Source organism: Alistipes sp. CHKCI003 (assembly GCF_900021155.1).
GTDB classification, from domain to species: Bacteria; Bacteroidota; Bacteroidia; order Bacteroidales; family Rikenellaceae; genus Alistipes; species Alistipes excrementavium.
The window spans coordinates 1-12467 of the sequence record NZ_FCNT01000095.1 but is presented as its reverse complement, the minus strand read 5'-3'; the positions used below and the strand labels follow the sequence as shown (position 1 = coordinate 12467).

Below are 12467 nucleotides of genomic sequence, written 5' to 3'. Positions count from 1 at the left end.
TCTCGGGGCAGGGCGAAGAGGGGGGGGCGGAAGACATTTCGCGGATCGGCGCCGGCGGCGGAAAATGCATGCGGCATCCGGCGGAACGTGCGCGGGGAGGCTGCGTGCGGGACCCGCCCGGCGGAGCTGGAACGGGCCCCGGGCCGGAACCGCGGCCGGGCGGGCTCCGGAGCCGGCAACAATTCCGCGGGCATATGCGCGTTTTATCGCCGGAATTTCGTATCTTTGTCCGGATCTTAGTTCTGATGCAACCTCAAATGGAGAAGCAAATCGTCGTCCGGCTGCGCAACGCCGCCATCTACCACGCCGACAACCCGTTCGGCTCCTGTTCGCCCCGCAAACTCGCCGAACGCGGCGAGATGGTCCTCGCAGACATAGACTTCGAAGTGGCCCGAGGCGAATTCGTCTATCTGATCGGCCGCGTCGGCAGCGGCAAAAGCACGCTGCTCAAGACGCTCTACGCCGAGAACCGGCTCGTTACGGGCGAAGGCGAAGTGGCCGGATTCGACCTGCGCAGCCTCCGCCGGAAGGACATCCCCTATTTGCGGCGCAAGCTCGGGATCGTCTTTCAGGACTATCAGCTCCTCACCGACCGCAACGTCTTCATGAACCTCTACTACGTGATGAAGGCGACGGGGTGGAAAAACGAGGGCGAAATCCGCCGCCGCATCGACGAAGTGCTGCGGGTGGTCGAGTTGCAGAACAAGAGCTACAAGATGCCGTTCGAACTCTCGGGCGGCGAACAGCAACGTCTGGTGATCGCACGTGCGCTGCTGAACGATCCCAAGCTGCTGCTGGCCGACGAGCCGACGGGCAACCTCGACCCCGTTACGGCCGAAGGGATCATGCGGCTCTTCCAGCAGATCGCGCAGCGCGGCTGCGCCGTGGTGATGTCCACGCACAACACCTCGCTCATCGAACAGTTCCCGGCCCGGGCTCTGCTCTTCGCCAAGGGCCGCGTGCGCGAAATGAATCTCGCGGCCCAGCTGGCGGAATAACGGCCGGCAGCCGCCGATCCGGATGCGGCCGACGACACTCCCGGACCCGACCTCCGACGCTCCATGCGGCATCTTCGCCTCTTTCCCGCAGTCCGGGAGCGGTGCGGCGCCGGCTGCCGGTGCGGGCGAAGCGCACTCCGCCGCAAGGGGCGCGAACGGACCGCACCGCGAAGGCAGGCGCGGCAAGGAGGGAGGGGGCGCAAACAATCTCCACCTTCGAGAATCGAATCATCGCATTACTCGTCTTTCCCGTCGCCCCCCCCCAAGCCGGAAGCAGGCCGCCGTGCGGGACGGACGTCCGTTCGCGGGGTTTCGTTGCGGACAGGTGTCGCCGTGCCTTGCGCGAATATCCGGGCCGCCACAGCACAGGAGCTCCGTGTCGTCGACCGCGACTGCATCCGGGCGTCTGCATCTCGGATTTTTCACGCTTTCCCCGGCGGCGGGAAACAAGCTCGGGGAACAGAGAGGGGGGGGGAAGCGCCGCCTGCTCCGAAGGCGCGAAGACACGGAGCCCCGGACGGCGGCGGGCTGCACGGTCCGAAAGGACCGCAGAGGAGAGAAGGGGAAGATGTCATCGTCGGACATATATCTATTTCGCTCCCGACGGAAACAGGTTGCGTTAGCGGTGCGGCCGAGCGCCGTGCCGAACGGGATTCGAAGCGTGCCGAGCGGAAAATCGCCCTGCACAGGACGGATTTTTGCGTGCCGCCGCAGGGAGCGGAAGCCGCGGATCGGCGCCGGCGGCGGGACCGGCCCGAATCTCGGGCGGGTGCACTCCGCCGCAGTGGGGCGGCGCCGAACGGCCGACATCGGAGGAGGGGCGATATCGGACTTCCCGGGAAACGGCCGGACGGAGAGCAGCGTCTCCGGCGAAACCGAATGCGATCCGCATTTCGCACGCAATGCGCCGAGGAGCGAAAAACATCCGAAACGCGCCGAACGCTTCCGGAGAAGGCGGGCGCGTCTTCGGACCTCGCACGCGATGCGCCGGGACAAAAAGGCTACCGGGAAGCGCAGAACGTATCCGGCGATACCGGACGCGATCCGCGCCTTGCACGCAATGCGCCGAGAAACGGAAACATCCGAAACACGCCGAACGCTTCCGGAGAAGGCGGGCGCGTCTTCGGACCTCGCACGCGATGTGCCGGGACGAAAAGGCTACCGGGAAGCGCAGAACGTATCCGGCGATACCGAATGCGACCCGCATTTCGCACGCAATGCGCCGAGAAGCGGAAACATCCGAAACGCGACGAAGGCTTCCGGAGAAGGTGGGCGCGTCTTCGGACCTCGCACGCGATGTGCCGGGACGCAAAGGCCACCGAGAAACGCAGAACGTATCCGGCGATACCGGACGCGATCCGCATTTCGCACGCAAATCGCCGAGAAGCGGAAACATCCGAAACGCGCCGAACGCTTACGGAGAAGGCGGGCCCCGAAACGGACGCAGCAGGGGCGCCGCCGCGACGGGAAGCCGGACGTTTTCAGCCCTTCGGAAAAAAGCGTTCCGAGGAGGCGGCATTTGTTTTTTTCGGGGAAAATCCCTATATTTGTACGATATTTAATCAGGACCAATGAGTAGTACAGAAGAAAACGTAAAGAAGCGGGACGAAGAGTACTCCGCATCCAATATCCAAGTGCTGGAAGGGCTCGAAGCGGTGCGCAAACGTCCGGCCATGTATATCGGCGACATCGGCGAAAAGGGACTCCACCACCTCGTCTACGAGGTCGTGGACAACTCGATCGACGAAGCGCTCGCAGGCTACTGCACGCATATCGACGTAACGATCAACGAGGACAACTCGATCTCCGTGCGCGACAACGGCCGCGGCATCCCGACCGACTTCCACGAGAAAGAGGGCAAGTCGGCGCTCGAAGTGGTGCTCACCGTATTGCACGCGGGCGGCAAGTTCGACAAGGGCAGTTACAAGGTCTCGGGCGGTCTGCACGGCGTGGGCGTCTCGTGCGTCAATGCGCTCTCGACCCTTCTCATCGCCGAGGTGCACCGCGAAGGCAAGATCTACCGGCAGACCTACTGCAAGGGAGCGCCCACGTCGGCGGTGGAGGTCGTAGGCGAATGCTCGGACCGCGGTACGACCGTAACGTTCAAGCCCGACGGCGAAATCTTCACCCACACGACCGAATACAAGTACGACATTCTGGCCAACCGTCTGCGCGAGCTGGCGTTTCTGAACAAGGGCATACACCTCAGCCTCACGGACCGGCGCCAGAAGGACGAAACGGGCGAATGCCGCACGGAGCGGTTCTACTCGGAGGAGGGGCTCAAGGAGTTCGTGCGCTACCTCGACGCCACGCGCGGGACGCCGATCATCGACTCGATCATCTACCTCGATACCGAGAAAAACGGCGTGCCGGTGGAGGTGGCCATGCAGTACAACGACTCCTACTCGGAGAACGTACACTCCTATGTCAACAACATCAACACCATCGAGGGCGGCACGCATCTCACGGGATTCCGCCGGGCGCTGACCCGCACGCTCAAGAAATACGCCGACGACTCGGGCATGCTCGCAAAGCTCAAGTTCGACATCAACGGCGACGACTTCCGCGAGGGCCTCACGGCCGTGGTGTCGGTCAAGGTGGCCGAGCCGCAGTTCGAGGGACAGACCAAGACCAAGCTCGGCAACGACGAGGTGGCCGCAGCGGTGGATCAGGCGCTCTCGGCGGCACTCGGACAATATCTGGAGGAGAATCCCAAGGACGCCCGGGCCGTGGTGCAGAAGGTGATCCTCGCGGCGACGGCCCGCCATGCGGCCCGCCATGCCCGCGAACTGGTGCAGCGCAAGACCGTGCTCTCGGGCGCCGGACTGCCCGGCAAACTGGCCGACTGCACGAGCCGCGACCGTTCGATCGCCGAGATCTTCTTCGTGGAGGGCGACTCGGCAGGCGGCACGGCCAAGTCGGGCCGCGACCGCAACTTCCAAGCCATTATGCCGCTGCGCGGCAAGATCCTGAACATCGAGAAGGCGCAGGAGCACCGCATGTGGGAGAACGAGGAGATCAAGAACATGTTCACGGCCCTCGGCGTTACGATCGGCACCGAGGAGGACAGCAAGGCGCTGAACCTCGAAAAGCTCCGCTACAACAAGATCATCATCATGACCGATGCCGATGTCGACGGCAGCCACATCGCCACGCTGATGCTCACGTTCTTCTTCCGCAAGATGAAGGAGCTCATCGAGAACGGCCACGTCTATCTGGCTACCCCGCCCCTCTATCTGGTCAAGAAAGGCAAGCAGGAGCGCTACTGCTGGACCGACAAGGAGCGCGACGCCATCACCGAAGAGTGGGGAGGCAAGGGACTGCACGTGCAGCGCTACAAAGGTCTGGGCGAGATGAACGCCCATCAGCTCTGGGAGACGACCATGAATCCCGACACGCGCATCCTGAAGCAGGTGTCGATCGACAATGCGGCCGAAGCCGACCGCATCTTCTCGATGCTCATGGGCGACGACGTGCCGCCCCGCCGCGAGTTCATCGAGAAAAACGCGCATTACGCGAATATCGACGCATAGATTTTCCGGACGAAGGATCGTTTTCCGGCCGAGAGGAGGAAGCGGTCCTTCGTTCCGTATCACAACCCAAGCAAACCGGAGAAATTATGGACGTAACGGTAATCGGTGTCGCAGGCGGAACCGGATCGGGCAAATCGACGCTCGTCAAGCGCTTGCAGGAGGCTTTCGAGGGCGACGACGTGGTAACGCTGTGCCACGACTATTACTACAAGGCCCACCCCGAGCTGACCTACGAGGAGCGGACCCGACTGAACTACGACCATCCGCAGGCATTCGACACGCAGATGCTCGTCGATCACATCAAAGCGCTGAAAGAGCGCGTCGCAATCGCCCGCCCCGTCTATTCGTTCGTGGAGCACGACCGCATGGACGAAACCGTGCAGGTGAAGCCTTCGCGCGTCATCATCGTGGACGGTATCCTGATCTTCGAAAACAAGGAGCTGCGCGATCTGATGGACATCAAGGTCTACGTGGACACGGATGCCGACGTGCGGCTCGCCCGCCGCATCGTGCGCGACGTGTGCGAGCGCGGCCGCACCATGCAATCGGTCATCACGCAATATCTCAATACGGTGAAACCCATGCACGAAGAGTTCGTGGAGCCTTCGAAAAAATACGCCGACGTCATCATTCCCGAAGGGGGATTCAACTCCGTGGCGGTGTCGATGCTCATCCAGAACATCCGGTCGTTGATCGACGGAAAGTAGCGCGCGAGCGTTTCGCTCCGTCCGGAGGGCGGTTGCGCGGAAAGGCCCGCACCGATTTCGTTCAGGTCAATGGCCGGGTAACGGGGAAAGGAGCTCGAAACCGTCGGTCCGGGCTGTCCGGATCGGACTTTTCCGCGGATTTGCATACCGGGTTTCCGCAGGTGCGGGAGCGGCTGACGTTCGCAACGCCGGACCCGGGCCGTGTGCCGTGCCGAGGCGAGGAGGGGAAGGGACCGAGAAATGCGGAACGTCGCCGCCAAGGATGCTGCGGCGCACGTCGCTCGCGGAGTATGACGGAAGATACGCCGCGAACGGGAGCGGGATTTCAGCAAACCGCGCATGCAGAACGCCGGACCCGGTTCGGGTCGTGCCGAGGCAAGGAGGGGAAAGCGACCGAGAAATGCGGAACGTCGCCGCCAAGGATGCTGCGGCGCATGTCGCTCGTGGAATAAGACGGAAGATACGCTGCGAACAGGAGGGGATTTCAGCCAACCGCGCATGCAGAACGCCGGACCCGGTTCGGGTCGTGCCGAGGCAAGGAGGGGAAAGCGACCGAGAAATGCGGAACGTCGCCGCCAAGGATGCTGCGGCGCACGTCGCTCGCGGAGTATGACGGAAGATACGCCGCGAACGGGAGCGGGATTTCAGCAAACCGCGCATGCAGAACGCCGGACCCGGTCTACGGGGGTAAAAACGATATGCGTCAAAAGCAGGAAGAGAGAAAAACAGTCAAATAGATTATGTTGCAATAAGTTACAGGAGATTCCCTTAATATGAGGCTTTCAAACGATTTGCGACTTTATTCGAACATCAATAAAACATCGGACCTTATTTGAACGGGGTGTTCAAACCGAAAATGCGACATCGGCCGAAAGAACCCTTAAAATTGTTCGAAATCCGTCCGCCAATAACCTATTCCAGAATGCAAGAAACCTCGCTGTACGCCAGCAAAACAGCGATTACGGCGGGGTTTGTCGCATCGTCGAGCTTCCTCACGACGAGTGATCGTCCAACCGTTCAAACGAGTGTTCAAGCCGCCCGAAAACAGTCTTCAAAAACTCCGTTAGCAACTCTGTCGGCGGGGCTTATTTCTCGGGTTAGATGGTCATTTAGATGATCGTTTAGATGGTCATCACATCAAGCCTACAAAAACGAAAAAGACGTATTAGATGGTCATTTAGATGGTCATTTTTGAGGCAGTTTTTGCGGCATTTGTCCGGGGGTATGGGTCGAAATCCCTCCGTTTTCGGCCGTTTTGAGCGGATTCGCGGGGGGGGGTATGACCACGACACGGCATTCTATACATATATATAATACACGCATGTACAATGGGTTACCCCTACTTCGAAGTGTCGGATGCCCCGGAAAGTGTGTGTGCGGCATTCGGAAGCGGTCGTTCATGCGCTTTTAATATGTCGGATGATTCTTTTTATCATTATCGGGAATGCGTGTGTGATTTTTTTACGCATCTCGTTTTTCCGAAATCAAGCGAGATTTTTGCGCATCTGGTTTTTACGTAATGAACTTTTGGTTTTTGCGAATATAGGTCCGGGTTGTGCCGAACGGGGGGCGGTTCAAAATTTCGGCAACGGGGTTTCCGGCGGCGGCCGCCGGAGGCAAATGTCCGCAGACTCGAAAAGACCGGGTGCCGATGCAGAGGCTGCCCTCGAAACGACATGAAACAGTGCACCGCACGCCTCTGAAGCGGTTGACGATCCATGTTCATCGCCGTGTATCCATGCGGCGTCTATCGTTCGCCGGACGAAAGCCCCCTCCCCTATCCGGCGGTTTCCTCGGTGCGCGACAGAGAAGATCGGGCCCCCGTCCTCGTTCACGTTACGAGCGGCGATCGGATATTTTTCGACCTCACGAGAGCGGTGGAAATATTTTCGGTCGCTGCCGGCTGCCGGAGCGCTCCGGCAGAGCGGAGTGCGCTCCGACGCAAGGACGGCGACAAACTGCCGCAAAGCGACGGGGCGCCTTCCGTATTCGTCCCCTACCCCGCCCCGCCTCGCTCCGAGGCAGAGGTGCCGTCTTCAACGGTCGCATCGTTTTCGTTCGCCGGGACCGGCGCGAGCTGCGGCCTCTTCCGCAGATCGAAAGGATCCGGCAGTCCGCCCGCGATGTATTCGCCCGTCGCCGTATCGCGCTGCGGATAAATACAGATCGTCTCGAACCGAAACGGCAGGACGCGATACGGTCCTCGTTGTCCGGCAGTCCGTACCGCATACGGCCCGTTTCATCGGGCAGAGAGGCGACGGCACGGCCCGTCAGCGGATTCCTCTCGGGATCGAAGACTTCGCGGTCGAGTTTCGGCCGTCCGCCGATGCCGACCGACACGTAAGCGCGATCGTCCTTTTCGTCCGCCATGCCGGTCCATGCGTTCGCATGGATGAAACACTTGGCACAGTCGCATCGGCAAGGGAAGAGCTCCTGTCCGAAACGGTCGATATGTCCGAAGAGACACCGGCTCCGGACGATACGGCTCACGAGGGCCCGTCTGCTGCCGGAAAGGGGGTATGCCGCTGTAAGCGAACGGGACGACGGGCTACCCCTCGCGGTCGATCCCCGCTTCACGTCGCCGCGGGCATCTTTTCCGCCGGACGGAGCCCTACCGTGCGCGCCGAAACCCTGCGCATCGTCGTAATCGAAAGCGATGGCCGCGGCATCCGTCGGGTCGACGAATCCCGCCCCCCGGAAACGGCAGACCGGACGGGCCCTAAAGGGATCCTCCCCGGGCAGCCGCCCCCCGGCCGGCAAAGGCGGGACCTTCGTGGAAACCGCCGCAGCAGACGAAGTCCGTCTCGCGCAGCTCGCCCGGCGAATCGACGGGCGAACGGGTTCTCCCGGAGCCGCGCGGGCCGGACGGCGGCCACGCCTTCGCGCATGGTCCGCACTCCGGTCCACGCGCAGGCGGCGGACAGCCGTCCGAGGCGGTCGAAGAGCCCGTATTTCAGGACGCCGCCGGACGTCCGGCCCGCGCGGCGGTCCCGTGGGCCGAAGTCGTCCGCGAACCGAATGGCAGCGGGACGACGATCCGGCCCTTACGGTCCGCATGGCCGTATTTCAACGCAAGGGGATCGTTCGCCGAAACGGCCCGTCCGACGACTGACGGCGAATCGGCGAACGAGCCGACGAAGCCGCACTCGCGGCGGAGGCGTTCGGCGACTTTTACGACGACTGCGCTGCGCCGTGCGCGCAACGGAGCGAGGATACGAACAAGAGAGGCGTCTTCAGGTTCATATCCCGGTGATTTTCTTGATTTCGTTGAGCTTGTTCAGGGCCTCGATCGGCGTCAGCGAGTCGATGTCGAGCCCCCGGATCTGATCGCGGATCTGCACGAGCACGGGATCGTCCAACTGGAACATCGAGAGCTGCATGCCCTGTGTCCGATCCGCCGCCTCGACCGCCTCCTTCACCGAGTGCGAACTCCTGCGGCTCCGATCCTTGGGGCTGCGGCTGGGCACGATCTCGCTGCTGCCGTAGACCAGTTCGAGGTTGCGCAGGATCTCCTTCGCACGGGAGACGATCGACGGAGGCATGCCGGCCATGCGGGCCACGTGGATGCCGAACGAATGTTCGGTGCCGCCCCGTTCGAGCTTGCGCAGGAAGACGATCGTATTGTCCACCTCCTTGACGCTCACATGGTAGTTTTTCACGCGCGGGCACATCTGCTCCATCTCGTTGAGTTCGTGGTAGTGGGTGGCGAAGAGCGTCTTGGCGCGGGCCGAGGGGTGGTTGTGGAGGTATTCGACCATGGCCCACGCGATCGATATGCCGTCGTAGGTGCTCGTGCCGCGGCCGATCTCGTCGAGCAGCACGATGCTGCGGTCGGAAATGTTGTTGAGAATGCTGGCCGATTCGAGCATCTCGACCATGAAGGTCGACTCGCCCTGCGAAATGTTGTCCGAAGCGCCGACACGGGTGAAGATCTTGTCCACCACGCCGATACGGGCCGACTGCGCGGGCACGAACGACCCCATCTGCGCCATGAGGATGATGAGGGCCGTCTGCCGCAGCAGGGCCGACTTACCCGACATGTTGGGCCCCGTAATCATCATGATCTGTTGCTCCGTGTCGTCGAGCACCACGTCGTTGGGGATGTACTCCTCGCCCACGGGCAGCGTCGTCTCGATCACGGGGTGGCGCCCCTGCCGGATCTCGATCCGCCGCCCCTCGTCGAGCACGGGGCGCACGTAGCGGCGCTCGCAGGCGATGCGGGCAAACGATTGCAGGCAGTCGATGCGCGCCACCGACGCCGCATCGCGCAGCAGCACGGGAAGCGATGCCGCGACGTACTGCATCAGATCGTTGTAAATGCGCTGCTCGATGACGAGCATTTTCTCCTCGGCGCCGAGAATCTTATCCTCGTACTCCTTGAGTTCGGCCGTGATGTAGCGCTCGGCGTTGGCCAACGTCTGCTTGCGGATCCACGTTTCGGGCACCTTGTCCCTGTGGGCGTTGCGGACTTCGATGTAGTAGCCGAAAACGTTGTTGTAACTGATTTTGAGCGAGGGGATTCCCGTCAGTTCGCTCTCGCGCTGCTGGATCTGCGACAACACGTCCTTGCCGTGCAGCGCGATGCGGCGCAGGTCGTCCAGCTCGGCATCCACGCCGTCGGCGATCACCCCGCCCTTCTGGATCTGGTTGTTCAGCGGATCGGGGTAGACCTCCCGCGCGATGCGGTCGCGGACGGCGGAGAGCACGTCGATCCGCGACGCCAGTTCGTGCAGGCGGTCGTCGTCCGTCGATTCGAGGAGCGCCTTGAGCGTCTCGACGGCCGTGAGCGAATTTTTCAGCTGCACCAGTTCGCGGGGCGTAACGCGCGCGGCGGCGATCCGCGAACCGATCCGCTCCAGATCCCCCACCATGGCCACCTGCTCGCGCACGGCGTCGGCCAGATCGAGGTCCTGCGTGAAGCGTTCGACCACATCGAGACGCCGCCCGATCCGCGCAGGGTCCAGCAACGGCATGGCGATCCAGCGTTTCAGGAGCCGTCCGCCCATCGGCGTCAGCGTCCGGTCGATCACGGCCGCGAAGCCGCCCTGACCCGCGGAGCCGTTCGACGAGAAGAGTTCGAGATTGCGGATCGTGAATTTGTCGACCCACACGCAGTCGTTCTGGTCGAGACGCGAAATCGACGCGATATGCCCCGTCCGGCGGTGCTCGGTGAATTCGAGGTAGTAGAGGATCGCACCGGCCGCGGAGATGCCGCTCGACAGATGGTCGACGCCGAAGCCCTTGAGCGACCGGGTGCCGAACTGTTTGCAGAGCTTCTCGCGGTTGACCTCCTCGGCGAAGACCCACTCGTCCAGCCGGTAGGTGTAGTGCTTGGGGCCGAAAGCGTCGCTGAAACGGTCTTCGCAGCCGCGCTGGTAGATGATCTCCTTGGGTTGCAGATTGGAAATGAGCTTGTCGACATAGGCGTCGGACCCCTCGGCCACGTAGAACTCGCCGGTCGAAATATCGAGGAAGGAGACGCCCGTATTCCGGCGGCCGAAATAGACCGACGCAAGGTAGGTGTTCTCCTTGTTGGCGAGGATGTTATCGCCCAGCACCACTCCCGGCGTTACCAGCTCGATCACGCCCCGCCTGACCAGTCCCTTGACCAGCTTGGGGTCTTCGAGCTGCTCGCAGATCGCCACACGCTCGCCCGCCCGCACCAGCTTGGGAAGGTAGGTGTCGATGGCGTGGTAGGGAAATCCGGCCAGTTCGACATAGGTGGCCGAACCGTTGGCGCGGCGCGTGAGCGTGATGCCCAGAATGCCGCTCGCCTTGATGGCGTCGTCGCCGAAGGTTTCGTAGAAGTCGCCCACGCGGAACAACAGGATCGCATCGGGATGCACCGCCTTGATGGCATAGTACTGCTTCATGAGCGGGGTCTCCACGTATTTCTTATCTATTTTATGCTCTGGCAAAATAATATTTTATTGTATAGTTCGTACGACAAAGATAAGAATTTAGGACGATCCGAGCGTCCCGATCCGACAATTTTTTTTTGCATAAAGCACTATATTCCGACCGTTTCGGCAAACATGGCGCGGTAGAACCCGGCCTTCCACTCGACCGGTCGCGGATAGGCCCGCGACGAGGAGGGCATGCGGTAGAGCCGCATGGTGCGGCCCGCGTAGCGGAACTCCACGCTTCCGCCGACGGGCGGTTCGCCGCAGCCCGCGACGGCCCGCAGCGTATCGGTGGCCTTCTGGCCCGTCGTAACGATCGCACGGCAGGCGGGAATGCGAGCGAGCAGAGCCGCGAGGTCGACCTCACGCACCACTTGAAGAAAATTGTCGGAGGCATTGTCTTTCAGTCGGATGACTTTGACGGCCGTGTCGTAGAGCGCAATTCCTTTGGAGGCGCAGAAAGCTGCGATCCGATCCCGGTCGAACCGACGGCCCGACGGGTCGAGGAAGCGGGCCTTGTCTCCGAAAAAGACCCACCCCACGATCCGCCACATGTCGTTCTGAAGGTTCGGGTAGAAAAAATCCATGCTCCATCGCTTGCGCTGCGGCGGGAAGCTGCCCAGCATCAGCAACCGCGCACCGGCAGGCAGAAACGGTTCGAGCGGGTGCTGTTCGCTCGGCGGAACCGCACCCTCGTGCGCACCGCTTTCCGCCGCCGGAACGGAATCTTTTTCGCGGCACAGGGCATCCGTCCGCCCGGCAGTGCGGATCCGGCCGGACGCACCCTGTGCGTCGAGCCGGCCGCTCCCCTCGCATCGGACAGCGTCCTTGCCGCCAGAGGGCGTCGCCCCGTCCGGCACGGGATTTACGCTGAAATCGGAATCGTTTTTTGGGAAATCGTTCATTGATCCGTTTGTATTTCGGTGGTTCGTATCATCTTATTATTTTCCGCTTCGACAACCGCCGGGGCGGCATCGGTCCGTCCCGCATCCGCATTGCCGAAAAAATATTTCCGGGGGGGGGCTGCTCCTCCCGGCCGAGCCCGCACGGTTTCCGGTCCGGCGAGCGACAGACACTCCCGCACCTGCGGGAACCCCGTCCGCGGTCGGCCCAGCGAACGAGGCGGCTTTTCGGCATTCGTATCTTCGACCCTCCCGGCAAATTAGGACAAGGAGGGAGTGCGCGGATTCAACGAAAACATCGAATGTCTTTTCCCCGCCCCGGCGGGCCGAACGGGAAGAGACGGCACGGCGCACGGGCCCTCGAAAACTGTGTCCCGGGGCGGAGAGGGGCGCCCCGGCGAACTGCGTGCAGCCCGCAGTTCGG

The 12467-nt window shown here is 62.2% G+C and carries 6 protein-coding genes; 4 read left to right on the top strand and 2 right to left on the bottom strand.

All coding sequences use genetic code 11. The features are described from left to right. The first annotated feature begins 257 nt into the window (after positions 1-257). The 4 genes from BN3659_RS11680 (at position 258) to BN3659_RS12960 (ending at position 6918) form a co-directional block, all read left to right on the top strand. Positions 258-998, top strand: a complete 741-nt coding sequence (locus BN3659_RS11680) for a cell division ATP-binding protein FtsE (RefSeq protein WP_091537162.1) — start codon at positions 258-260, stop codon at positions 996-998. Between the two features lie 1571 nt (positions 999-2569). Further along, positions 2570-4531: a DNA topoisomerase (ATP-hydrolyzing) subunit B gene (gyrB, locus tag BN3659_RS11670; protein ID WP_091537159.1), complete on the top strand. Its 1962-nt coding sequence runs from the start codon at positions 2570-2572 to the stop codon at positions 4529-4531. A gap of 86 nt (positions 4532-4617) precedes the next feature. Next, entirely contained in the window at positions 4618-5238 is a 621-nt protein-coding gene (udk, locus tag BN3659_RS11665) for a uridine kinase (protein ID WP_091537158.1), read from the top strand. A gap of 1419 nt (positions 5239-6657) precedes the next feature. Further along, positions 6658-6918, top strand: coding sequence for a hypothetical protein (locus BN3659_RS12960; protein WP_141682584.1), 261 nt, complete (start codon positions 6658-6660; stop codon positions 6916-6918). A 1559-nt stretch (positions 6919-8477) separates the two neighbouring features. Here BN3659_RS12960 and mutS read toward each other — a convergent pair. Beyond that, complete coding sequence (gene mutS, locus BN3659_RS11645; protein ID WP_171847765.1) at positions 8478-11111, bottom strand: DNA mismatch repair protein MutS; 2634 nt, start codon at positions 11109-11111, stop codon at positions 8478-8480. Positions 11112-11248: 137 nt separating this feature from the next. Beyond that, the gene (locus BN3659_RS11640; protein WP_091537164.1) at positions 11249-11767 is read right to left on the bottom strand and encodes a uracil-DNA glycosylase family protein; all 519 of its coding nucleotides are present in this window, start codon (positions 11765-11767) and stop codon (positions 11249-11251) included. Positions 11768-12467: the final 700 nt, after the last annotated feature.